Origin of the sequence: Halomonas sp. HP20-15, assembly GCF_033446685.1 — a bacterium.
Classification (GTDB): Bacteria; Pseudomonadota; Gammaproteobacteria; order Pseudomonadales; family Halomonadaceae; genus Modicisalibacter.
In genome coordinates this window covers 37043-61341 of the sequence record NZ_JAWQLY010000016.1, presented here as the reverse complement: position 1 = coordinate 61341, position 24299 = coordinate 37043, and the positions used below count along the sequence as shown (strand labels likewise).

Below are 24299 nucleotides of genomic sequence, written 5' to 3'. Positions count from 1 at the left end.
CAATGATGACATGCCGAGTGTATGTATCGATCCTACATGGCCATTGCCGGAGCCGAATAGGAGATCGGTGCCTTTTGGCTGGCCCCCTCGAAGGTGACGATTTCCCACGATTCGGGATTCGCCAGCATGGCGCGACACAGCTGGTTGTTGAGCGCATGCCCCGACTTCACGCCTCGGAACTCGCCGATCAAGCTATACCCAAGCTGATACAGATCGCCAATGGCGTCGAGTACCTTGTGCTTGACGAACTCGTCGTCGTAACGCAGCCCACCCTCGTTGAGGATGCGGTAATCGTCCACGACGATGGCGTTGTCCAAGCTGCCTCCCAGCGCGAGATTGTGCGAGCGCAGGAATTCCAGGTCACGCATGAAGCCGAACGTACGCGCGCGTGACACCTCCTTGACGAAAGAGGTCGTCGAGAAGTCGACGCTTGCCGTTTGTTTCTGGTTTTCGAAGACTGGATGATCGAAATCGATCGAAAAGGAAACCTTGAAGCCGTTGTAGGGCAGAAAGATCGCCTCCTTGTCCTCGTCACGCACCACGATTTCCCGCTTGATGCGGATAAACTTCTTGGGCGCTTCCAACTCGGCGATTCCCGCGGACTGAATCAGGAATACGAAAGGCCCCGCACTGCCGTCCATGATCGGTACTTCGGCGGCGCTGAGCTCGACGAAGGCATTGTCGATACCCAACCCCGCGAACGCAGACATCAAGTGCTCGACCGTTGCCACCTTGACGCCATCGCAGGATAAGGCCGTACATAGCGTTGTATCGGTAACGTTCTCGGCGCGCGCAGGAATGTACACGACGGGATCGAGATCGGTGCGAACGAACACGATCCCTGTGTCGGCCGAGGCCGGGCGTAGGGTCAGGTAGACCTTTTCACCGGAGTGAAGACCCACGCCCGTGGCGCGCATGGTGTTCTTGAGTGTTCTTTGCTTGATCATGGGCAATGGCCAGGCTGTCATCAGAGTTGTGAAACAGTGTTCACTATAACATCGAACAGCTGTTTAAACAAAAAAATGTCATCCGGCCATACCCATCGTCACGATAGCGGAACTCAATCGGCTTGGCGCCGCAGAAAGGCCGGAATGTCCAGATAATCGTCCATCTCCTTGCTCTTGCGCCGCTCCTGGCGCGCCTTGGCCGCCTCCTCCTGATCGGCCTTGGCCGCCTGCTGGCGCATGACTGTCGGCTGTTGCAACTTGCGATAGTCAGTCGTCTCCGGACGCGTCGCAGCCTCGCGGCCCGCCGGTTTCTCACGGCGGCCATCGAGCCCCGCCGCCACCACCGTGACACGCAACTCATCGGACATTTCCATGTCGATGGCCGTACCCACCACGATCGTCGCGTCCTGGGAGGCGAACTCCTGCACGGTGGCACCGACATCGTTGAACTCACCGATGGACAGGTCGGGCCCGGCAGTAATATTGACCAGGATCCCACGTGCACCATGCAGATCGATGTCTTCGAGCAGCGGGCTGCGGATCGCCTTCTCGGCGGCTTCCCGGGCGCGGTTCTCGCCGGTGGCGCCGCCAGTGCCCATCATCGCCATGCCCATCTCGGACATCACGGTGCGCACATCGGCAAAGTCGACGTTGATGATGCCGGGGCTGGTGATCAGCTCGGCGATCCCCTGCACGGCGCCCAACAGGACATCGTTGGCAGCACTGAAGGCAGTCAGCAGACTGGCGCTCTTGCCCAGTACGGCCAGCAGCTTTTCATTGGGGATGGTGATCAGCGAGTCGACGTGCTCGGAAAGCTCACGCATGCCCTCCTCGGCGACACGCATGCGCTTGGGACCTTCGAATGGGAAGGGCCGGGTAACCACCGCGACCGTGAGGATCCCCAGTTCCTTGGCTACCTGAGCGACCACGGGCGCCCCCCCGGTACCGGTACCACCACCCATGCCTGCGGTAATGAATACCATGTCGGCACCCTGGAGAAGCTCGGCGATGCGCTCGCGGTCTTCCATGGCGGCCTGACGCCCCACGTCCGGGCTGGCACCCGCACCGAGCCCCTTGGTGATCTCGCTGCCTAACTGGAGAACGGTCTTGGCGGCAACGCGCTTGAGCGCCTGCGCATCGGTATTGGCGCAGATGAACTCGACGCCATCGATGTTGCTTTCGACCATGTGATTGACGGCATTGCCGCCGCCTCCACCAACGCCTATCACCTTGATGACTGCGCTGCTGGAAGGTGCGTTATCTACCAGTTCGAACATTTGCCCCGTCTCCTGTGACCGCGCAGTGCGGCCCTGTCAGAAATTTCCTTTGAACCAGCCTTTGACCCGTTCCAGCGCCGAAATGCCGTCCTTGAGACCACGCCGCGAGACTTCCTCTCTACGGGGCTGGGCGGAAACTGCACGGCTCTGCGCATGCTTGGCATCGCGCATACCGTAGAGTAGCAAACCCACGCCTGTGGAATAAATCGGATTACGTACCACATCCGCCAGGCCTCGTACATTCTGCGGACTGGCAATGCGTACCGGCATATGGAATATCTCCTCCGCGAGCTCGACCACGCCTTCCATGCGTGATGTGCCCCCGGTCAGCACCACGCCTGCGGCCACGAGATCCTCATAGCCGCTGCGCCTCAGTTCCTCACGTACTAAAGTAAAGAGTTCCTCGTAGCGCGGCTCGACCACTTCGGCCAATGCCTGCCTCGACAGATCACGAGCCGGGCGGTCGCCTACGCTGGGAACTTTGATCATCTCGTCGCTCGAGGCCAGTTGGGTCAACGCACAGGCGTATTTGACCTTGATGTCCTCAGCGTATTGGGTCGGCGTGCGCAGCGCCATGGCGATATCGTTGGTCACCTGGTCGCCGGCGATGGGAATGACCGCCGTATGGCGAATGGCGCCCTCGGTGAATACCGCGATATCCGTGGTGCCGCCACCGATATCCACCATGCAAACGCCTAGTTCGCGTTCGTCTTCTGTCAGCACGGCATGGCTCGAGGCCAGTTGTTCCAAGATGATGGCATCGACCTCGAGCCCGCAACGCCGCACGCACTTCTCGATGTTCTGCACCGCGTTCAACGCTGCGGTGACCAGATGCACGCGCGCCTCGAGTCGCACCCCGGACATGCCTAGCGGCTCGCGAATACCCTCCTGGGTATCGATGGCGAACTCCTGAGGCAACACATGCAGTATCCGTTGTCCTTCGGATATCGCACGCGCTCGCGCGGAATCGATGACTCGATCGATATCCGAAGGAGTGACTTCGCGATCCTTGATCGCCACCACACCATCGGAATTCATCGAACTAATATGGCTGCCGGCGATACCGACATAGACCGAGTGAATATCGCAACCGGCCATCAACTCGGCCTCTTCCACGGCACGCTGAATCGACTGCACCGTAGACTCGATGTTGATGACCACGCCCTTCTTCATCCCCCTCGAGGGATGCGAGCCTATCCCGGCGATCTCGAGACCACCATCGTCGGTAGGTTGCCCAACTATGGCGACCACCTTCGATGTTCCGATATCCAGCCCGACCACCATATTGGATGCGTTGGATTGTCCTGGCATGGGTCGGGATTACTCCTCGATCTTCACTGAATTAAGAATCCGTTTATCAACCTAAATAGATATTGAACCGATTATAGTGAGTAAGCTGCGTTTAAAACCGGTTCAATTGAATACGCGCTCAGAATACGGGTATTTTTCGTCGAAAGAAATACCCCTACGCCTTTGTTGGTGGGCGATAGCCGTATTAAAGGTAAAGATGTGAGCTCAAGGTTCGTCGATCTTACTGTCGCTCTCTCCATGCCAGGCTATGGCAACACCGTTCGGGTAACGTAGATCGATGTAGCGTATTCGCGACGCTTCGCTATTCAATTCACGTTGCCATGCGGCGATGAACCGGGCCACTCGCTCCTGGCGATGATTACGTCCCAGCATGAGCCAAAAGGCATCATTGATCTGGACGCGCCAGGCGCCGCGATCTTCCATCCGTAGCTGCGTGACATGCAAGCCCAGTGGAAGCAATCGATTCTGTAGCCGATCATAGAGGGCAAGCACCTCGCTACCGCTGCCATCGGGACCTGCGAGATCGGGTAAATCCTCGGAAACCGTCACGTTATCGCGATTAAAAGCGACGCCCTGCGGATTAAGCAGATGGCTATCGTTCCAGCGCGCGATCGGCTGCTGCTCGAAGAGTTCGAACGTCAGTGAGTTGGGCCATTGCCGTGACACACGCACCTCGGCGATCCACTCGGCCGCCCGGGCCTGTCGGCGCAGCTCATCCAGATCAACCGACAACCAGGTCTTGCCTCTCACCACCGGCGTGAGTTTCTCACGCAGATAAGCGGCGCTGACATGTTCCAGATCGCCACGGATCGAGACCCGCTGGATGGGCCTGTCCAGCCACAGCCACAGCGCCCGGCCACCAGCCCCCAGCAGGACCAGCAATAGCACGAGACCGAGGATCGACCCGCGAGCGCGGAAACCGCTTCCCGGCATGCGGTCAGGGCTCCAATGTTGTATCGAGAATGCGCAGCACCAGGCTCTCGAAATCGAGCCCTGCATGCGCCGCAGCTTGCGGAACGAGGCTATGGTCGGTCATGCCGGGTACGGTATTCACTTCGAGCAACCAGAAGCGCCCCTCGCCGTCGCGCATCACATCCACGCGGCCCCAGCCACGCCCGCCCACGGCGAGAAAGGCATCACGACACAGCTCGCCAAGCCGCGTCTCGGTCGCGGCATCCAAACCACAAGGCAGATGATAGAGCGTCTCGTTGGAATGGTATTTGGCCTGGTAGTCGTAAAAGCCGCTCGGCACTTCGACGCGTATCGCCGGCAGAATGGCGTCCCCCAACAGCGACACGGTATATTCTTCGCCCTGAATGAAGCGCTCGGCCATGACTTCGGCGTCAAAGCGTGCCGCTTCATGGTAGGCCGAGGCCAGATCATCGGCGTTGGCAACGATGGTAATGCCGAGTGTCGAGCCTTCATGTATCGGTTTGACGACAAGCGGCAAACCCAGGCGTTCGACTACTGTCGGCCAGTCGCAATCGGGGCCCAGGGTGATGCTCGCAGGCGTTAGAAGATCGTGCGCCTGCCAGAGCCGCTTGGTGCGTTGCTTGTCCATTCCCAGCGCCGAAGCCAGCACGCCACTACCAGTGTAGGGAATGCGCAGCAGCTCCAGCGCTCCCTGCAACGTGCCGTCTTCCCCGCCCCGCCCATGCAGGGCGATGAAAACCCGATCCGGCGCCAGCGCCTCAAGTCCGGTCAGGCCACCGGTGGCCAGATCGTAGCCTTGAGCATCGACGCCGCGGCGCTGTAGTGCCGCGAGCACCGCGGCACCGCTGGCCAGCGAGACATCGCGTTCCGCCGAATCACCGCCAAAGAGAACCACGACTCGCCCGTAATCCTGATGGCGACCACCGCGCGTCGCGGCCTGTGTATCACTGCTCATAATGCGATCTCTTCCATCCGAAGCCGGCCGGCTGCGAGGGCAACGGCGATCCCGCCGATGTCGCCGGCCCCCTGGGTAATCAGGATATCTCCGTCGTGCAGCACGTTGCCCAGCAACTTGGGGAGCTCGTGCTTGCTTTCGACGAACAGCGGGTCGACCTCGCCACGCTGACGGATCGAGCCGGCCAAGCTGCGCCCGTCGGCCCCGGCGATCGTCGTTTCCCCGGCGCTATATACATCGAGCAGCAATAGCACGTCGACACCGGAGAGCACGCGCACGAAATCTTCATAAAGGTCGTGGGTGCGCGAATAGCGATGCGGTTGATAGACCATCACCAGCCGGCGCTGCGACCAGCCGGCACGTACCGCCCGGATGATCATCTCCACTTCGCGCGGGTGATGGCCATAATCGTCGACCAGCATGACTTCGCCCCGGTCATGAGCCAGCGCATACTCGCCGTATACCTGGAAGCGTCGGCCGACGCCGGCGAAGCTTGCCAGACCGCGCTGGATCGCCGCGTCATCGACGCCCGCGTCGGTCGCCACCGCAATTGCCGCCAACGCGTTGAGTGCATTGTGTTCACCGGGCATGGCCAGGCGGACCTTCAGCGGCGCGTAGCCTTCGGGACGCCAGGCGGTAAAGCGAATCTCCCCGGCCTGCTGGACGAAGTCGCTGATGCGGTAGTCGGCCTGTTCGTGAAAGCCGTAGCTGACGAATTGGCGCTGCACGCGCGGCAACACTTCCCGCACGTTGGCATCGTCGAGACATACCACGGCCAGACCGTAGAACGGCAGGTTGTGCAGGAACTCGACGAAGGTATCCTTGAGTCGCGCGAAATCGCCCGCATAGGTCTCCATGTGATCGGCATCGATATTGGTCACCACCGCGACCATCGGCTGCAGATGCAGGAAAGAGGCATCCGATTCGTCGGCCTCGGCGACCAGATAATCCCCCGCGCCGAGCCGGGCATTGGTCCCCGCGCTGGTCAGCTTGCCGCCGATCACGAAGGTGGGATCGAGCCCGCCCTCACCCAGCAGCGTTGCGGTAAGGCTGGTGGTGGTGGTCTTGCCGTGGGCACCGGCGATGGCGATGCCGTGACGAAAGCGCATCAGTTCGGCCAGCATCTCGGCACGCCGCACCACCGGCACGCGATGCTCGCGTGCCCAGGCAATTTCCGGGTTGCTCGTGTCGACCGCCGTGGAAACCACGACGACATCCGCGCCATGGGCGTTATCCGCGGCATGGCCGATCGCCACGTGAATTCCGCACTGGCGCATGTGCGCGACGATCGGCGATTCCTTGATGTCGCTACCGCTGACCCGGTATCCCTCGTTGGCCAGCACCTCGGCGATGCCGCACATACCGGCCCCGCCGACACCTACGAAATGGATGTTGCGGGTCCGCCGCATACCCAATCCACGGCGGGTCCGGGCGGGTGTGGGATCGCGCCTGTTATCGCTCAAAACGTGTCTCCATACAGCCAGCTACCAGCCGCTCGACAGCGTCGAGATGCGCGCGACCGCGTGCCGCTGTCGCCATGCCGGCGAGTCGTTGGGGGTCGAGTGCCTCGCTCAGCGCTTCGGCAAGCGATGCGGCACTCAAGGTTTTCTGGGGCAATAATCGTGCCGCACCGGCCTCGACCAGATACCGTGCGTTGACGGTCTGATGATCGTCGACGGCGTGCGGGAACGGCACCAGCAAGGAGGGCTTGGCCGCCGCCGCCAGTTCGGCGACGGTCAATGCACCGGATCGGCAGACCACCAGGTCGGCCCAGTCGTAGGCTTCGGCCATGTCATCGATGAATTCACTGATATCGGCCTCTACGCCCGTTGCACGATAGTTGCCACGGGTGGCGTCCGCTCGTTCGCGCCCGGCCTGATGACGTACGGCCGGACGCTGCGTTTCGGGCAACAGGGCGAGGGCCTCGGGCAACAGTTCATTGAGCGCCACCGCACCCAGCGAGCCCCCCACCACTAGCAATCTAAGCCCTCGCCCCTGCATCTCCGCCGCCTCTCGCGGCGAGTCGCCGAGTAGCGCGATCTCCTCGCGCACCGGATTGCCGATGACGATCGCCTCGCGTCCGCCGAACTTGCGGAAAGCCCCGGGAAAGGCCGCGTAGGCGCGCGTCGCCAGGCGCGCCAGCACCTGGTTGGTCAACCCGGCGACGGCATTCTGCTCATGCACGAGCAACGGGCGGCGCGACAACCAGGCTGCCAGGCCGCCGGGACCGCTGGCGAAACCGCCCAGCCCGACCACCAATTGAGGATCGAAAGCGGCGATCACCCGGCGCGCCTGCCAAATCGCCCGGGTCAGGCGTACCGGTATCGCCAGCCAACCGATCAGGCCATTGCCGCGCAGGCCCGCCACGTCGATTCGATGCAGAACCAGGCCGGCCGCCGGGACCAGGCGGTTCTCGATTCCTCTCGGGCTACCCAGCCACTCGATCCGGGCACCTTTAGCCGCCAGCGCCTTGGCCAGCGACAGCGCGGGGATTACATGCCCGCCGGTACCGCCGGCCATGATCAGCACGCGGAGCTGACTATCCTCGGCCGCCTGGGCCACTGCTTGCTCTGACACCGCCGAGTACTCCTTGTTTAGGTCGCTGGCTTGCCGCGGGGCGGTGAACTGCGGCCGCGCTGACGCGTATCGATATCGACGCGCATCAGCAGGGCCACCATCGCGGCGCTGATGACCAGGCTCGACCCGCCGTAGCTCAGCAGCGGCAGCGTCAAGCCCTTGGTCGGCAGCATGCCGGTGCTCACGGCAATATTGATGAATGCCTGGGCGCCGAAAACCAGGGCAATACCGTAGCTGAGGTAGGCCGCAAACGGCAATCGGGCCAGTTCGGCCCGCCGGCCGATCAGCAAAGCGCGATAGACGAGAATCGCAAATAGCGCGATCACCGCTACCGCACCGACCAGCCCCAGTTCTTCGGCGATCACCGCAAACACGAAGTCGGTATGCGCTTCGGGCAGGTAGAACAGTTTCTGGATGCTGTTGCCCAGCCCGAGGCCCAGCCAGTGGCCACGCCCGAAGGCGATCAGCGCCTGGGTCAACTGGTAGCCGGAATCATACATGTCGGCCCAGGGGTTGGCGAAGCTGGTGATCCGCTCCAGTCGGTAGGGCTCGGCCACCGCCACATAGCCGCCGAGCAGGATCACCGCGATCATCAGCAGCATGAAACGTATCAGCGGCGCCCCGGCCAACAGCAGCATGCCCATCAAGCAACCAGTCATGACCACCAGTGCGCCGTAATCCGGCTCGAGGATCAGCAGCCCGCCCAGTGGCATCATGATTACCAGCGGCTTGAGGAACTCCCACCAGTGCCGGCGCACCCCGGGCAGGAAGCGCTCCAGATAACCGGCCAGATAGACGATCAGGAACAGCTTGGCCAGCTCGGAGGCCTGCACGTTGACCACGCCAAGCGGAATCCAGCGGCGACTACCGTTGATTTCGGGGCCGACCACCAGCACCGCAATCAAAAGCACAAACCCAAGCATCAACAACCGGGGGCCGTTGCGCCGCCACCAGGCCAGGGGAACCCGCAGGGTGACCACAGCGACCCCCAGCGCCAGCACATCGAAGACGCCGTGACGCAGGCTGAAATAGTAGGCGTTGCCGGTCAGGCTGGTGGCGATCTCGGTAGAAGCCGAGGTCACCATTACCCAGCCCATCAGCAACAGGGCGAGAGCGGCGAACAGCAACCAGCCGTCAAAGGACTTGCCGGTTGTCGACAAGCGCTTAGCCAGGGCGGTCATGGCCTCTCCTGTTGATCGAATGCTTGCAACCAGGCCGCGACGCCTTCGCGGAAAGCCTCGCCACGTGCCTGATAATTGCTGAACTGATCGAGACTCGCGCAGGCCGGCGAGAGCAGCACGCAATCCCCGGGTTCGACGATATCGCTGGCGCGCGCCATGGCCGCCTTCAGGTCGTCGCAGCGCGTTACCGTCACGTGGCCCGCCAGCGCTTGTGCCAGACGCGCGCCGTCGGCGCCGAACACCACCGCCTCCCGGGCATAACGCCCCAGCGGTTCGGCCAGGGGAGTGAAATCGGCACCCTTGCCGACGCCGCCTCCCAGCCAGATGAGGCGCCCACTGAGCGTCGGCCCCAGCCCGGCGACCGCCGCCAGCGTGGCACCGACGTTGGTCCCCTTGGAGTCGTTGATCCAACGGATGCCCTGCGCCTCACCGACCAGTTCGCCGCGGTGCGGCAACCCCGTGAAGCGCCTCAGTACGCGAACCATCGCCTCGCGCGCGAGCCCCAGGCGTTCGCCCATCGCCATCGCCGCCAGGGCATTGGCCTGATTGTGGCGCCCGGCCAGGCGCATCTCGCGCACCGCCATGAGCGGTACCTCACCGTGCATCAACCAAAGCTCGCGCGCGGCCCCGGCGCCACGCTCGGCGATTCCCCACTCGCCAGGCCCCGGCGGCTGGGTGGTGAAACGCGACACCGGCAGGCCGGCATCGTCGGGCCAGGTCAAGTGATCCTCGGCGTTGACAACCGCATGGCCGGCGCCCCGGAAAATCGCCAGCTTGGCGGCACGATAGCCGGCCATGTCGCCGTGTCGGTCGAGGTGATCCTCGGAAAGGTTGAGAAAAGCCGCCGCCGCCGCACCCAGCCGCGGCGTCGTCTCGAGCTGAAAGCTCGAAAGCTCGAGCACGTAAAGTTCGGCGTCGGGGCAGTCGGCGAGCAGATCCAGCGCGGCGGTGCCCAGGTTTCCACCGACCGCGACGCGCTTGCCGGATTCGCGGGCCATCTCGCCGAGCAGCGTGGTCACCGTCGACTTGGCATTGGCGCCGGTGATCGCCGCGACCGGTGCCCGGCAGGCGCGGGCGAACAGCGCAATCTCGCCGATCACTCGCGGCTTACCGGGCTTACCGGCAAGCGTGGCCTGCCAGTAACGGGCCAGCCCGGGAGACCTGGGGTCGACCCCGGGGCTGACGACGATTTCCTCGGCCTGGCTCGGGTCGAGGCCGTCCAGCGAGCCGCAATGAATCTCGACGTCAGGGAACGCCGCCTGGAAAGCTTCGAGCCCGGACGGCGATTCACGCGTATCGGCGATCATGAATGGCAGCGCCTGGCGCGTCAGATGGCGGGCGATCGCCCATCCCGACACGCCCAGGCCAACCACCAGCGTATAGCCCTGCGGTACCGCGTGCATCGATGCTCGCCCTCCTTTAACTAGTGCGCCCCGCCGGAGACCGGTGAGCGAGCATTCAGCGAATCTTCAGGGTGGCCAGGCCGAGCAGCACCAGCACGACGGTGATGATCCAGAAACGCACGATGACCCGCGGTTCCGGCCAGCCCTTGAGCTCGAAGTGATGATGCAGTGGCGCCATGCGGAAGATGCGTCGCCCGGTCAGCTTGTAGGAACCCACCTGGAGGATCACCGACACGGTCTCCATGACGAACACACCGCCCATCACGAACAGTACGATCTCCTGGCGCACGATGACCGCCACGACACCCAACGCGGCGCCCAGCGCCAGCGCACCGACATCGCCCATGAAGACCTGCGCGGGGTAGGTGTTGAACCACAGGAAGCCCAGCCCCGCGCCGGCGATGCTGCCGCAGAAGACCGCCAGCTCGCCCGCCCCCGGGACCTGCGGGATGTGCAGGTACTCGGCGAAAACGACGTTGCCGCTGGCGTAGGCGAATACCGCCAGCCCCATGGCGACCATCACGGTGGGCATGATCGCCAGGCCGTCGAGGCCGTCGGTCAGATTGACCGCGTTGGAGCTACCCACGATGACCAGATAGCTCAGCACGATATAGAAAAAGCCCAGTTGGACGACGACTTCCTTGAAAAGCGGCACGATCAGGCTCGTCTCGACCGGGCTGGCGGCGGTGTAATAGAGAAACAGCGCGGCGCCGATACCCAGTACCGACTGCCAGAAATACTTCCAGCGCGCCGGTAGCCCGCGCGGATTCTTCTCGACCACCTTGCGGTAGTCGTCGACCCAGCCGATGGCGCCGAAGCCGAGCGTGACGATCAGCACCAGCCATACGTAGTGATTGCTAAGATCGCCCCACAGCAGCGTGCTGATGGCCATCGCCACCAGAATCATCGCCCCGCCCATGGTCGGCGTGCCAGCCTTGGACAGGTGCGATTGCGGACCGTCGTCGCGCACCGCCTGACCGATCTGGCGCTCGACCAGACGGCGAATCATCATCGGGCCCAGCCACAGGCATAGCAGCAGCGCGGTCAACGTACCCAGGACGGCCCTCAGCGTGAGGTAGTCAAAGACCGTGAAGGCGCTCTGGAATTGAGCCAGAAAATTGGCAAGCAAAAGCAGCATGTATCGTGATCACCTTGATGTGTCGGCGCGCAGTTCGGCGACGAGTCGTTCCATGCCGGCACTGCGCGAGCCCTTGATCAGCACACTGGCGCCGACCGGCAGATGCTCATGGGCATAGCGCATCAGCGCCTCCCAGTTCGCGAAATGGCAGCCTTCGGCACCGAAGGCCCGAGCCGCCGGCTCGGCTTCGGCGCCCAGCGTGCCGAGAAAGTCGATCCCCTGGGCCCGTGCGTAATGGCCGACTTCGGCATGCCACGCCGCCGAATCTGCGCCGAGTTCGCCGATCGCCCCCAGGAAACACCAGCGCGGCGCTGGCAAGGTCGCCAGCGTATCGAGAGCCGCCTTCACGGCGCCGGGGTTGGCGTTATAGGTATCGTCGAGCAGGCGGCAATCGCGGATGCCTTCGCTCATCATCAGCCTGCCGGGGGTCGCCGCGACGGTCTGCAAACCCGCCAGAACATCGGCTTCGGCGGCGCCAAGCGCCAGCGCAGCGGCACTGGCAGCCAGCGCGTTGCGCACGTTGTGCAAGCCCATCAGTTGGAGCTGCACGCTCCCCAGCGCCCGGCCCTCGAAAACGAGCGTGAAAGCATAGCGTCCCCAGCGATCGCAGACTAGGTCGCGAGCGTTGACAAGCGCGCTTTCCGTGAGCCCGAAATCGATGATCCGCGCCTCGGCGACCAGCGCGCGCCAGAAGGAAAAGAACTTGTCGTCGCGGTTGAGCACCGCCGTGCCATCGCCACTCAGCCCGGCGAGAATCTCGGCCTTGGCCTGGGCGATGCGTCCCATGCCGCCGAATTCACCGACATGCGCCCCGGTGACGTTGGTGATCACCGCCACCTGGGGGCGCGCGAGCATCGAGGTCCAGGCGATTTCCCCCAGATGATTGGCGCCCAGCTCGACCACCGCCTGACGGTGGCCGGGCTCGAGTCGCAACAGCGTCAGCGGCGCTCCGATATCGTTGTTCAGGTTGCCGCGCGTCGCCAGCGTGCTGCCGCGTCGCTCGAGAATCGCTGCGAGCAGCGCCTTGACGGTGGTCTTGCCGCTATTGCCGGTGATCGCCGCCAGCGGCCCGCCCCAGGCCTGGCGGCGCGCCTGTCCCAGCACGCCCAGCGCCAGCCGCGTATCGGCGACGACCAGCTGCGCCAACGGGTCATCGACGGGCCGTGAAACCACCGCGGCGACTGCCCCCGCCTCGCGCGCCCGGGCCAGATAGGCGTGGCCATCGAAGCGTTCGCCGCACAGCGCAACGAACAGATCGCCAGGCTGCAATTGCCGGGTATCGGTGGTGATCGACGCCACCCGTGCAGGCGTCTCGGGTGCCTCGCAGCCCAGCGCTGTGGCGACGGCGGCGAGCGTCTGTAGGCCGCATCCGCTCATGACGCATCCTCCCGCCAGCGGGCCAGGGCCGACTCGGCGCAGGCGCAGTCGGAAAACGCCAGCCGCTGACCCTGGATCTCCTGATACGTTTCGTGGCCCTTACCGGCGATCAGGATCACGTCGTCGGGGCCCGCGGCCTCGATGGCCCGCGCGATCGCCCGCTCGCGCCCGGCGATACACCAGGCCGACTCGCGGGCAGGCTCGCTCAGCCCGGCAAGGACCTGCTCACGGATGCGTCCTGGGTCCTCGCTGCGCGGGTTGTCATCGGTGATTACCCAGCGATCGGCGTTGGCCTCGACGGCCGCACCCATCAGCGCGCGCTTGCCGCTGTCGCGATCGCCGCCGCAACCGAACACGCACCACAGCCGACCGGCATGATCGCTGTCGCCGCCGTCGCGCCCGGGCAGATGCGCGCGCAGCGCTTCGAGCGCGTGACGCAGCGCATCCGGGGTATGCGCATAATCGACGATCACGCTCGGCGCGCCGGGGCGGCTCAGGCACTGCATGCGACCGGGTACCGGCGCGAGACGCTCGGCCGCCGCGCACAGCGCATCGAGATCCTCGCCCAGCCCCATCAGCGTGGCCATTGCCAGCAGCACGTTGTCGAGATTGAAGCGCCCCATCAGGCCGAGCTCGAGCGCACGTTCGCCGTCCGGCGTGGCGATCAGTGCACGTTGGCCGGTCGCGTGGGGCAGCCAGTCGAGCACCCGCAAGGTGGTGGCTTCCTGCGTGCCGCTCGCCAGCACCCGGACCTCGGGCGAAAGCCCCGCCAGCATCAGCCGGGTCAACGGGTCGTCGCCGTTGACCACCGCCAGCTGCAGCTCCGGGCGTTGAAAGAGGCGCGCCTTGGCGGCGGCATAGGCCGCCATGCTGCCGTGATAATCGAGATGATCGCGGCTCAGGTTGGTGTACACGGCAGCGGCGAGACGACAGCCGTTGAGGCGCTGCTGCGTCAGGGCATGCGACGAGGCCTCGATCGCGACACGCTCGACGCCGCGCTCGGCCATCTGCCCGAGCGCGGCCTGCAACTCCAGCGCGCCGGGGGTCGTCTGGCCGCTGTCGGCGAGCTCACCGGGGCGTCCCCAGCCCAACGTGCCGACGACCCCGGCGGGGCGGCCCAGCGCCTCGGACAGGGCGGCGATATAATGCGTCACCGAACTCTTGCCATTGGTGCCGGTCACCCCGATCAGCGTCAGCGATGCGGGCACGGCGAACAGCAGCCGGCCGAGTTCGCCGAGCCGCTCGGCCAACGCCGGCAGCCAGAAGACGCGCTCGGCCTCGCCGCCCTTCTCGGCCTGGTCGGCATCGGCCAGCGTCCAGACGGCGCCCGCCCTCTGGGCCTGGCCGATGAACCGGCGACCGTCGGCGTTCACGCCGGGCACAGCGATAAAAACGGCCGCATGCGGGCAGTCGGCGATGGCCCGGCTATCGAGGCACAGCGCCAGCGGCGCATCGGCGTAGGTCAGTCCGGGCAATGCCTCGATGTCGGGCCATAGCGCACTCAACGCCCGGGCGAGCCGTGTCTGCGTGGTGATGATCACTCGAGGGCCTCCTTCTTGTCGGGCAAAACGTCGAGCAGGCGCAGCGCCTTGCCCACCACCCGGCTGAACACCGGCGCCGCGACCAGGCCGCCGTAATACTCCTGACCCTTGGCGTTATCGATCATCACCACCGTGACGATACGCGGGTCGGAGACCGGGGCGATGCCCGCGAACAGGGAACGATAGGCAGTCGTCTGGTAGCCGGTGCTGCCGACCTTGCGTACGGTGCCGGTCTTGCCGGCGACACGATAGCCGGGAACCATGCCTCGCGCGCCGCCGGCCCCGGGCTGGACGATTTTTTCCATCATGCCCAGCAGGTTGCTAGCGACCTGCGGCTCGATCACCGGCTTGCCCTTCGGCTCCTGACCATTGAGCTTGAGCAGCGATGGAGATAGTTGCCGCCCCTGATTGGCGATCGCCGTGTAGGCGCTGGCCAGTTGCAACGCGGAAACCGCCACCCCGTAGCCATAGGCCATCGTCGCGCGCTTGCTGTCGGACCAGTTGTAGGGCGTCGGCAGGCTGCCGGTGGCCTCGCCCGGGAAGCCGGTCTCCGGCGCCTGTCCCAGCCCCAGTTCGTGATAACGCTGCCAGATAGCGTCCTCGGGCAACCGCAGCGCGACCCGCGACATGCCGACGTTCGATGAGTGCAGCAGGATGCCGCCCATGTCCAGCTTGCCGTAGTTGCGAAAGTCGTTGATCGTGTATTCGTCGACGCGCATATAACCCGGCGAGGTATCGATGACCGTGTCCGGCGAGAACTGATCGCTTTCCAGGGCCGCCGACATCGCCAGCGGCTTCATCACCGAACCCGGTTCGAAGGCATCGGTGACCGCCTGGTTACGCAGTCCCTCGATATCGAGGTCAGCCCGGTTGTTGGGGTTGTAGGACGGTGCGTTGACCATCGCCAGGATCTCACCGGTCCGTGCATCCATCATCACCACGGTGCCGCCGTCGGCGTTGTGTTCGTCGACGGCGGCCTTGAGCTCGCGATAGGCCATGTACTGCAGGCGCAGATCGATCGCCAGGGTCAGCTCGCCGCCCGGCTTGGCCTCCTTGATCAGGTGCAGGTCACGAACCAGACGCCCCTTGCGGTCCTTGAGCACGCGACGCTTGCCGGGCGTGCCGGTCAGGTAGCCGTTATAGGCCAGTTCGAGCCCCTCCTGGCCGCGATCGTCGACATTGGTCACGCCGACCAGCTGTGCGGTGACCTCGCCGGATGGGTAGTAGCGCTTGTATTCATGCTGAACGTAGACGCCGGGCACGTGCAGGTCGGTGATCTTCTGCGCCTCGGTCGGGGTCATGCGACGGCGCAGATACATGAATTCATGATCGGCATAGCGCTCGATGCGCGCGTTGAGGTCGTCGAGCTCGATGCCCAGGGCACGCGCCAGCATCATGCGCTGGATATCGTCGCTCGGCAGCTCCTGGGGGTTGGCCCACAGCGTCACCACCGGCGTCGATATCGCCAGTGGATCGCCGTGGCGATCGCTGATCATGCCGCGGTGGGCGTCGATGGTCTCGACCCGAAGGGTGCGGGCATCGCCCTGGCCCTGTAGAAACATCCGATCGAGCACATGCAGGTCGACGATCCGCCCGATCAGCACCAGCATGGCGACTACCAGCACCACCAGCATGAAGCGGAAACGACCGCTACCCAGCGGGGCGACCTCGGCCCGGGTCGGGTTGTTGGGGTTACCGGAGCGCTGACTCATGGCTGAATGATCTCGATCTGCTCGAGGGTCGGCACACGCATCTCCAGCCGCTCGGCCGCCAGGCGTTCGATACGCGATGGCGCCGACCAGGTGCTCTCCTCGAGCAACAGCCGTCCCCAGATGGTCTGCATCTCACTCTGCTCGGCTTCCAGATGCTGCAACCGGGCGTACTGCACGCGCGTCAGGTGCGCGCTGGCGATCACCGCCAGCGCACTGGCCAGGACCAGGCCCACCAACCCGGCGATCAAGAAATAGCGCCAACTGGGCTTAACAAGCCGTGCCCATACGGAAGGCGAGGTATTCGAGCGACCCTGTGCCATGCGTCTCCTCAGGCGATTTTCCGCGCGGCCCGCATCACCGCGCTGCGCGCACGGGGATTTCCCTCGACTTCAAGGCTGCCGGGCCGGCGGGCCTTGCCCAATGGTTCGAGCCGGCGTTGCAGTTGATCATCACGAATCGGCATGCCGCGCGGCAAGTGCGTATCGCCGCGCGCCTGATCGCGAATGAAGCGTTTGACCCGCCGATCCTCCAGTGAGTGGAAGCTGATCACCACCAGGTGGCCACCGGGTGCGAGCGCATCGAGTGCAGCCTCGAGTGCGGCATCGAGTTCATCGAGTTCGGCATTGAGGTGGATGCGCAGCGCCTGGAAGGCCCGGGTCGCCGGATGCTTGCCCTTCTCCCAGGCGGGATGCGCGGCCTTGAGCAGCTCGGCCAGCTCCACGGTGCGCGTGATCGGCGTTTCGCGGCGCCGCTCGATCACCGCCCGTGCCAGGCGCTTGGCAAAACGCTCCTCGCCGTAGACCTTGAAGACCCGGGCGATCTCGCTCTCGCTGCTGCGTGCAAGCCAGCTGGCGGCGCTTTCGCCACGGGTCGGGTCCATACGCATGTCCAGCGGCCCATCGCGCAGGAAGCTGAAGCCCCGCTCGGGATCGTCGAGCTGCGGTGAAGACACTCCGACATCCAGCAGGATGCCGGCCAGTTGCCCGTGAACGCCCTGGGCGCGGGCCACTTCCGCCAGTCGACTGAAGGTGTCGGCATGGATCGAGAACCGCGGGTCGTCGATTTCACGCGCCGCCGCCAGGGCGTCGGGATCGCGGTCGATCGCCAGCAGCCGGCCATCGGCGGACAGCCGCTCGAGAATCGCCCGCGAATGGCCGCCGCGGCCGAAGGTACCGTCGAGATAGCACGCATGGGGATCGTTGATCAGCAGATCGACCGCGCCATCGAGTAGAACGCTGGCATGCTGATAGGCGGGCGAAGACGTGGCGCGTTGCGACATGCAGGACTCGACGACGGTGACGGGAAATTAGGATTGGGAGTCGGCCGGTAAGCCGGGTTCTGTCGAGGACAGCCATTCATCTAGGCTCAGCGTCACCACTGAGCTCAAGCAACCTACCCGCCCCCACTGCGGGCCACAGCGTCGGGGGCCTATTCGGTCTTGCTCCGGGTGGGGTTTACCATGCCACGCACTGTTGCCAGGCGCGCGGTGCGCTCTTACCGCACCCTTTCACCCTTGCCGGCAGCTTGCGCTGCTTAGGCGGTCTACTCTCTGCTGCACTTTCCGTCGGCTCACGCCGCCCAGGGGTTACCTGGCACCCTGCCCTATGGAGCCCGGACTTTCCTCCCCCGAGGCTCGATGAGCCCCGGCGGCGACTGTCTGGCCCACTCCCAAGCGCGCAAGAATAGCAGCGCGGCGCCACCCCCTCAACCGTCGGCCTGCAGCGACATCGCTTGGGCATACCAGGCCTTCTTGCGACCTCCCAGCAACCCGGCCGCCACCGCCGCGGCCTGCTTGACGCCGACCCCCTCGGCCAGCAGCGTACGCAGCAATGCCTCCCCCTCGACCCAGGCGCCCTCGGTCTCCGCCGGCGGCGCCCCGGCGACCATCACCACGAACTCGCCGCGCGCCTGGTTGGGATCGCTGTCGAGCCGTTCGAGCAGCGTCGCCGCGCTCCCGTCCAGATAGGTCTCGAAGGTCTTGGTCAGCTCACGCGCGATCACGATGCGCCGCTCACCGAGCAGCGCCCGCATGTCCGTCAAGGTGGCATGGATACGATGCGGCGATTCATAGAACAGCCAGGTTTCAGCACGTTCGGCGAGTTCGCCGATGCGTGCCCGGCGCGGCCCGCCCTTGGCCGGCAGGAAGCCGGCGAACAGGAAACGATCGGTGGGCAGGCCCGCCGCCGACAGCGCCGCGATCAGCGCACAAGGCCCGGGAATCGGCACCACCCGGTGGCCGCGCTCGCGCAAGGCGCGCACCAGCACGAAGCCGGGATCGGCGATCAACGGGGTGCCGGCATCGCTGACCAGCGCCACGTCCTCGCCGGCCTCCAGCCGGGCGACGAGCTGGTCGACGCGCTGCGCCTCGTTGTGCTCGTGCAGCGACACCATGGGCCGCTCGATGCCCAGATGGTTGAGCAGCCGCGCCGTATGCCGCGTATCCTCGGCGGCGATCAGCGCCACATCCGCCAGGGTGCGCTGCGCCCGCAGGCCAAGGTCATCGAGATTACCAATCGGCGTGGCCACCACGTACAATGTGCCACTGTTAGACTCGGTCATGTATCGTTACCCGGACGTCAAGATCAAAACGGCCGCCAGCCTGGATGGCGTCCTACAAGCAAGCGACTTGAGACAAGCGGCGCCGGTGCTCAACCGACCATGGCCGGACTCCGCCAGAAACAAGGAATGGAAACGTATGGACAAATCGCTGCGACGCCTGTGCGGTGTCGGTCTCGTTGCCCTGGTGATGTCCGGTTGCGCCAGCCAACGTTCGCCGATGGAAGGCATCCGCGGACAACAGGCACCCGGTGAGCTGCTGAGCCAGGCCGAGCAGCAGAGCGGCGCACAGGCCGCCCAGACTCGCCTGCAGGCCGCCGATATCCTAGCACGCCGCGGCGACACCGCGCAGGCACTGCAGGTGGCTGTCGGCATCGATGCCGCCGCCCTGCCCAGCGAAGCCCGCGTGCAGTGGGCCTTGTTGCTTTCGCAATTGGGTCTCGAGCAGCAGGATGGCCGCAGCGTCATGAAGGCTACCGAGTTGCTCAACGGCAATGTTCCCCTGTCGCGCGACGCCGAATTCACGCTGCGCCACCGTCGTGGCCTGGCCCAGGGCATGGTGGGCGACCCCCAGGCCGCGGCGAGCACCTTGATCGCACTTCAGGCAGCGCAGGCGCCCTTCGATCTCAACGACGACATCTGGCGACAGCTGACACGGCTACGCGGCCCGAGTCTCCAGGCAGTCGCTCAGCAGAGCCAGCTCGCCCGCGGCTGGGTCGATCTGCTCCGATTGCAGCGTCGTTACGGCAGCGATATCGCCCGGCTGTTCGCCATGCTCGACGACTGGCGCGCTCAGAACCCCAATCATCCCGCCGCCCGCCGGCTACCTGCCGACCTGCAAGCCCTGCGCGAGCTGCGTGGCCAGGATGTGCGCCGAATCGCCGTCTTTCTGCCCGAAAGCGGTCCGTTGGAGAATGTCGCTGCGGCGCTACGCAAGGGGATCGAGACGCGCCACATGAATGCGCTCGACCAGGGCGAGCAGACCCCGCAACTGACCTTCTACGACACCAGCGGTGCCAGTATCGAGACTCTTTATGCGCAGGCGACCCTGGCCGGTGCTCAGGTGGTACTCGGCCCGCTGAGCAAGGATACGGTGACGGAGCTCGAGCAACGCCCCAGCGTGCCATTGCCGACCCTGGCCCTCAATTACGGCACCTCGCCCAGCAACCGCGCCGATGACCTTTTCCAATACGGCCTTTCCGCCGAAGACGAGGCCCGCCAAGCGGCCCATCGCGCGGCACTCGACGGCCACCAGCGGGCCGGCATGCTGGTACCGGACAATGCCTGGGGCCAACGCGTCGCCGAGAGCTTTCGCCAGGCCTGGCAGTCCCAGGGCGGCACGCTCGCGGCACAGATCGATTACGACCCGGAGGGCTCGGCCTCCAAGGCGGTGCGTCCGCTGGCCAACCGCCAATTGGACATGCTGTTCCTGCTCGCGCTGCCGCCCTTCGCTCGCCAGGTACCGCCGACACTCGATTATTTCAATGCCGGCGACCTGCCGATCTACGCCACGTCGCATCTTTACGAGGGCGAGCCCCAGCCGCGTCTCGACCATGACCTGAACGGCGTTCAGTTCGTCGAGATACCCTGGCTGATCCCCGAGGCGGCTGTCGGCGGGGTCGAGGCGCTGCCCTACTACGACAGTTATCAGGCCCTGCATGACACCACCGACCCGGCGCTGCTCAAGCTCCAGGCGATGGGTGTCGATGCCTTTGAGCTGGCGCGTCGCCTGCCATTGCTCAGGGTCGCCCCCAATACCGAGTACTTCGGGGCCACCGGCGCGCTGCATGCCGGCGCAGACCGCCGGCTCGAGCGCGTGCTGCCCTGGGCGCAGTTCAAGGCCGGCGTTCCGCAACCGCCGTTGCGCGGCACTCAGCGGGCCGTGCTCGAACCCACCGAACCGGCGGGCGGGGTCAGCGAGACAGCAGGCGGCGATGCCCAGCCCGCGCCCTAACGACGCCCGCGCCCGCGGCGCGCGCATCGAACTCGCCGCTGAGGCGTGGTTGCAGGAACGCGGCCTGCAGCCACGCCATCGCAACCAGCACGCCAAAGGCGGCGAACTCGACCTGGTCATGCAGGAGGGCGATACGCTGGTATTCGTCGAGGTGCGTCATCGCGCCGATGCCCGCCATGGCCACCCGCTGGAAACGGTGACCGCCAGCAAGCAGCGCCGGGTGATCATGGCTGCGCGTTTTTATCTCCAGCGCAACGGGCTATCATGTCCCTGCCGCTTCGATGTGGTCGGTGTCACCGGCACTCCGCCGCAACTGGAGTACACCTGGGTGCGCGCCGCCTTCGACGCGTTTTGACCGCTACCGAACGTTGGATAACATGGACTTCCAAGCACGCATTCTCGACCACTTCAACGCCAGCATCGACACCAAGACCTATGCCAGCGAGGTACTGCCTCCGTTCATCGAGGTCGCCAGTCAGATGATGGTTCAGTGCCTGGTCAACGAAGGCAAGATTCTCGCCTGCGGCAACGGGGGTAGCGCCGGGGATAGCCAGCATTTTTCCTCGGAACTGCTCAATCGATTCGAGCGCGAGCGCCCCAGTCTCCCCGCGGTCGCGTTGACCACCGACACGTCGACGCTGACCTCGATCGCCAACGATTACAGCTATAACGAGGTCTTCTCGAAGCAGATTCGCGCCCTGGGGCAGCCCGGCGATATCCTCCTGGCGATCTCGACCAGCGGCAATTCGGCCAATGTGGTGCAGGCGATCCAGGCCGCCCACGATCGTGATATGGCGGTCGTCGCGCTGACCGGCCGTGACGGTGGCGACATGGCGTCACTGCTTGGCCAGGACGATTGCGAGATCCGCGTGCCCGCCACCTCAACCGCACGGATACAGGAGGTCCACCTGCTGGCCATCCACTGTCTGTGCGATCTGATCGATGAACAACTTTTCGGCAGTAGCGAGTGACCAAAATGAAAAGACGCATACTTACCCCGGCCCTGCTGGCCATGTTCGTTGCCCTCGGCGGCTGCTCGGCCATCAATAGCGTGGCGACGCCGCCCCCTCAGGGAGAGGATTACAGTACCCGCACGGCGGGCATGAAGGTCGAGGACGAGACCATCGAGTCGAAGATCCAGGACACCATGGCGAACACCGATGCACGCCTCGAAGATGCTCGGGTCGGCATCAACAGTTACAACGGTGTCGTCCTGCTGTTCGGTCAGGTGCCCAGCCAGGAACTCAAGGAGCTGGCAGGCCAGATCGCTCATGACACCCGCCAGGTTCGCCAGGTGCATAACGAACTGACGGTGGCGGCCAACTTGCCACTGGGTCAGCGCATGAAGGATAACTGGCTTGAAACCAGCGCCCAGACCCAGTTGGCAGCCAACGAGGATATCGACACCCGCCACCTCGAGGTGATCGCCGAGAATGCCACCCTGTATCTGATGGGGATGGTGACGCGCGACGAGGCCCAGCGTGTAATCAACGTGGTTTCGGGTATCGATGGCGTCCAGCGCATCGTCAAGATCTTCGAGTACGTCGACTGACACGCTCGAAGCAGCGGGCGATCGACCCTGTCGACGAAAAAGGGGTGGCCATTGGCCACCCCTTTTTCATGTCTCGTCACGCCCGAGCCGTTACTTAATGACGCGCAACGACGGCCGACCCTTTTTCTTCTGTGCCTTGTTCTGCACCTGACTCTCGCCATCCTCCGGCGATTGTTCGCCTTCGGCCGCATCGGACTTGCCGTCGACGCTTTCGAGATTCGGGCGTTGCTCATCGTCCTGCGCAGCGCTTCCCGCCGCCTGCGCGTCATGCCCCGGCATCACCGGCTCATGGCCGAACACCATACCGACGCCGTTCTCGCGGGCATAGATGGCGATCAGCGACTCGCTGGGCACGATCACTTGCATCGGATGGCCGCCAAAACGCGCGTTGAAAGTGACCGCGTCGTTGGCCATGTGCAATTCGCGGACCGCGCCGGGCGCGATGTTGAGGACGATCTGCCCGTTCTGGACGAATTGCTCGGGAACCTGGACGCCGGCGCCTTCGGCGTCGACGACGATGTAGGGCGTGTGGTCGTTATCCAACAACCATTCGTAGAGCGCCCGGGCTAGATAGGGACGGCTGGACAACATGCGCATACCCCTCGATGAAAAGGGATGTGGCCGCCAGACAGGCGACCACACCGGGTGAATTCAGGTGCGCATCTCGCGCTCGGTTTCCGTCAGCGAGGCCTTGAACGCGTCACGTGCAAACAGGCGTTCCATGTAACCGATCAGTGGCTTGACCTGCCTTTCCGGCAACTCGATGTTGAGTGCGGGCAGCCGCCACAACAGCGGCGCGAGGCAGCAATCGACCAACGAGAACTCCTCGCTCATGAAGAAGGTCATGTCCTCGAAGATCGGCGAAATGCCCACCAGGCTCTCGCGCAACTCCTTGCGGGCGCGCTCCGCGTCCTTCTTGCTGCCCGAGAGGATCTCCTCGACCAACGGGCACCACTCCCGCTCGATGCGATGCATCCACAGGCGGCTCTGGGCGCGCGCCACCGGATACACCGGCAGGAGCGGCGGATGCGGAAACCGCTCGTCGAGATACTCCATCATCACCTTGGATTCATAGAGTACCAAGTCGCGATCCAGGAGCGTCGGCACGCTGTTGTAAGGGTTGAGGTCCGCCAGTTCATCGGGGCGGTTTTCGTCGCCGACTTCGATAACGTCCACGGCGACCCCTTTCTCCGCCAGCACGATACGTACGCGATGGCTGTAATGATCATCGCTGCCGGAATAGAAGGTCATCGACGACCGCTTGGCCACTACACCCATGTAACACTTCCTCGCATCAGTTCGAACCCGAATGATAACACGACATGCCGGTAGCGAGAGCCCGCCATCGACAAGCCCAGCCTTTTCCCATTTGCCCAGGCCATGCACCCCGGCGGCGTCATCCTACCGGAGCTCGTTCCTATCCTGATAAACAAAAACGCCCAGGCCGAACGGCCTGGGCGCTTCTTGGCAACGCGTGAGGAATCAGCGCTTGGAGAACTGCGGGCGACGACGCGCCTTGCGCAGACCCACTTTCTTACGCTCGACTTCACGTGCATCGCGAGTCACGTAGCCTGCTTCGCGCAGCGGCTTGCGGAACTCTTCGTTGTACGAGAGCAATGCCCGGGTGATGCCGTGACGAATGGCGCCCGCTTGGGCTGAGCCGCCACCACCGGCAACGGTGATGTAGGCGTCGAACTGCTCGCCGGTCTGGGTCAGCTCGAACGGCTGACGAACCACCATCTGCGCGGTGACGCGGCCGAAGTATTCGCCGAGTTCGCGATTGTTGACGGTGATCTTGCCGGTGCCCGGCTTGAGGAATACGCGGGCCGTGGAAGTCTTGCGGCGCCCGGTACCATAGTACTGCTGTGACATGGCGAATGGTCCC

At 64.6% G+C, this 24299-nt stretch carries 23 protein-coding genes and 1 other RNA gene; 4 read left to right on the top strand and 20 right to left on the bottom strand.

All coding sequences use genetic code 11. The features are described 5' to 3' along the window. Positions 1–32: 32 nt before the first annotated feature. The 17 genes from lpxC to rsmI all read right to left on the bottom strand — a co-directional run bounded on the left by lpxC (position 33) and on the right by rsmI (position 18911). Complete coding sequence (gene lpxC, locus R6258_RS17260) at positions 33–947, bottom strand: UDP-3-O-acyl-N-acetylglucosamine deacetylase (RefSeq protein WP_318452940.1); 915 nt, start codon at positions 945–947, stop codon at positions 33–35. Positions 948–1060: 113 nt separating this feature from the next. Next, entirely contained in the window at positions 1061–2224 is a 1164-nt protein-coding gene (gene ftsZ / locus R6258_RS17255; protein ID WP_318452938.1) for a cell division protein FtsZ, read from the bottom strand. A gap of 36 nt (positions 2225–2260) precedes the next feature. Further along, positions 2261–3535 (bottom strand): cell division protein FtsA, encoded by a 1275-nt coding sequence (gene ftsA, locus R6258_RS17250; RefSeq protein WP_318452936.1) that lies wholly within the window; start codon positions 3533–3535, stop codon positions 2261–2263. A 204-nt stretch (positions 3536–3739) separates the two neighbouring features. After that, positions 3740–4468 (bottom strand): cell division protein FtsQ/DivIB, encoded by a 729-nt coding sequence (locus tag R6258_RS17245; RefSeq protein WP_318452934.1) that lies wholly within the window; start codon positions 4466–4468, stop codon positions 3740–3742. A 4-nt stretch (positions 4469–4472) separates the two neighbouring features. Beyond that, positions 4473–5423: a D-alanine--D-alanine ligase gene (locus R6258_RS17240; protein ID WP_318452932.1), complete on the bottom strand. Its 951-nt coding sequence runs from the start codon at positions 5421–5423 to the stop codon at positions 4473–4475. Further along, complete coding sequence (gene murC / locus R6258_RS17235; protein WP_318452961.1) at positions 5420–6832, bottom strand: UDP-N-acetylmuramate--L-alanine ligase; 1413 nt, start codon at positions 6830–6832, stop codon at positions 5420–5422. Before murC ends, R6258_RS17240 begins: the two co-directional genes overlap by 4 nt. A 43-nt stretch (positions 6833–6875) precedes the next feature. Next, positions 6876–7943 carry an undecaprenyldiphospho-muramoylpentapeptide beta-N-acetylglucosaminyltransferase gene (murG, locus tag R6258_RS17230; protein ID WP_318452959.1) on the bottom strand — a complete coding sequence of 356 codons (1068 nt, stop codon included), beginning with the start codon at positions 7941–7943 and terminating at the stop codon, positions 6876–6878. A gap of 74 nt (positions 7944–8017) precedes the next feature. After that, positions 8018–9181, bottom strand: coding sequence for a putative lipid II flippase FtsW (ftsW, locus tag R6258_RS17225; protein WP_318452931.1), 1164 nt, complete (start codon positions 9179–9181; stop codon positions 8018–8020). Further along, positions 9178–10584, bottom strand: a complete 1407-nt coding sequence (murD, locus tag R6258_RS17220; protein ID WP_318452930.1) for a UDP-N-acetylmuramoyl-L-alanine--D-glutamate ligase — start codon at positions 10582–10584, stop codon at positions 9178–9180. Before murD ends, ftsW begins: the two co-directional genes overlap by 4 nt. 55 nt (positions 10585–10639) lie before the next feature. After that, entirely contained in the window at positions 10640–11722 is a 1083-nt protein-coding gene (gene mraY / locus R6258_RS17215) for a phospho-N-acetylmuramoyl-pentapeptide-transferase (RefSeq protein ID WP_318452929.1), read from the bottom strand. 9 nt (positions 11723–11731) lie between these two features. Further along, positions 11732–13099, bottom strand: coding sequence for a UDP-N-acetylmuramoyl-tripeptide--D-alanyl-D-alanine ligase (locus R6258_RS17210; RefSeq protein WP_318452928.1), 1368 nt, complete (start codon positions 13097–13099; stop codon positions 11732–11734). Beyond that, the gene (locus R6258_RS17205) at positions 13096–14637 is read right to left on the bottom strand and encodes a UDP-N-acetylmuramoyl-L-alanyl-D-glutamate--2,6-diaminopimelate ligase (protein ID WP_318452957.1); all 1542 of its coding nucleotides are present in this window, start codon (positions 14635–14637) and stop codon (positions 13096–13098) included. The genes R6258_RS17210 and R6258_RS17205 overlap by 4 nt, the downstream gene beginning before the upstream one ends. Further along, the gene (locus tag R6258_RS17200) at positions 14637–16352 is read right to left on the bottom strand and encodes a peptidoglycan D,D-transpeptidase FtsI family protein (RefSeq protein ID WP_318452927.1); all 1716 of its coding nucleotides are present in this window, start codon (positions 16350–16352) and stop codon (positions 14637–14639) included. Before R6258_RS17200 ends, R6258_RS17205 begins: the two co-directional genes overlap by 1 nt. Beyond that, the gene (gene ftsL / locus R6258_RS17195; RefSeq protein WP_318452926.1) at positions 16349–16672 is read right to left on the bottom strand and encodes a cell division protein FtsL; all 324 of its coding nucleotides are present in this window, start codon (positions 16670–16672) and stop codon (positions 16349–16351) included. The genes R6258_RS17200 and ftsL overlap by 4 nt, the downstream gene beginning before the upstream one ends. 8 nt (positions 16673–16680) lie before the next feature. Further along, positions 16681–17631, bottom strand: coding sequence for a 16S rRNA (cytosine(1402)-N(4))-methyltransferase RsmH (gene rsmH, locus R6258_RS17190; protein WP_318452925.1), 951 nt, complete (start codon positions 17629–17631; stop codon positions 16681–16683). 32 nt (positions 17632–17663) lie between these two features. Beyond that, positions 17664–18021: RNase P RNA component class A (gene rnpB, locus R6258_RS17185), an RNA gene on the bottom strand. A gap of 35 nt (positions 18022–18056) precedes the next feature. Next, complete coding sequence (rsmI, locus tag R6258_RS17180; protein ID WP_318452924.1) at positions 18057–18911, bottom strand: 16S rRNA (cytidine(1402)-2'-O)-methyltransferase; 855 nt, start codon at positions 18909–18911, stop codon at positions 18057–18059. Between the two features lie 136 nt (positions 18912–19047). Here rsmI and R6258_RS17175 point away from each other — a divergent pair, with 136 nt between their 5' ends. From R6258_RS17175 to R6258_RS17160, 4 genes are read left to right on the top strand one after another with little or no spacing between them, the layout of a single operon-like run. Continuing rightward, positions 19048–20862 carry a penicillin-binding protein activator gene (locus R6258_RS17175; RefSeq protein ID WP_318452923.1) on the top strand — a complete coding sequence of 605 codons (1815 nt, stop codon included), beginning with the start codon at positions 19048–19050 and terminating at the stop codon, positions 20860–20862. Continuing rightward, positions 20843–21217 carry a YraN family protein gene (locus R6258_RS17170; protein ID WP_318452922.1) on the top strand — a complete coding sequence of 125 codons (375 nt, stop codon included), beginning with the start codon at positions 20843–20845 and terminating at the stop codon, positions 21215–21217. Before R6258_RS17175 ends, R6258_RS17170 begins: the two co-directional genes overlap by 20 nt. Positions 21218–21239: 22 nt before the next feature. Then, a complete protein-coding gene (locus R6258_RS17165) occupies positions 21240–21833 on the top strand; it encodes a phosphoheptose isomerase (RefSeq protein WP_318452921.1) in 594 nt (197 codons plus the stop codon). Positions 21834–21838: 5 nt separating this feature from the next. Next, positions 21839–22414, top strand: coding sequence for a BON domain-containing protein (locus R6258_RS17160; RefSeq protein ID WP_318452920.1), 576 nt, complete (start codon positions 21839–21841; stop codon positions 22412–22414). Positions 22415–22504: 90 nt separating this feature from the next. Here R6258_RS17160 and R6258_RS17155 read toward each other — a convergent pair whose 3' ends face one another. From R6258_RS17155 to rpsI, 3 genes are all read right to left on the bottom strand, one after another. Next, positions 22505–23005 carry a ClpXP protease specificity-enhancing factor gene (locus R6258_RS17155; RefSeq protein ID WP_318452919.1) on the bottom strand — a complete coding sequence of 167 codons (501 nt, stop codon included), beginning with the start codon at positions 23003–23005 and terminating at the stop codon, positions 22505–22507. A 60-nt stretch (positions 23006–23065) separates the two neighbouring features. Then, on the bottom strand, positions 23066–23692 hold the full coding sequence (sspA, locus tag R6258_RS17150) for a stringent starvation protein SspA (RefSeq protein ID WP_318452918.1): 627 nt from the start codon (positions 23690–23692) through the stop codon (positions 23066–23068). Positions 23693–23896: 204 nt separating this feature from the next. Further along, positions 23897–24286 (bottom strand): 30S ribosomal protein S9, encoded by a 390-nt coding sequence (gene rpsI / locus R6258_RS17145; RefSeq protein WP_031383144.1) that lies wholly within the window; start codon positions 24284–24286, stop codon positions 23897–23899. Positions 24287–24299: the final 13 nt, after the last annotated feature.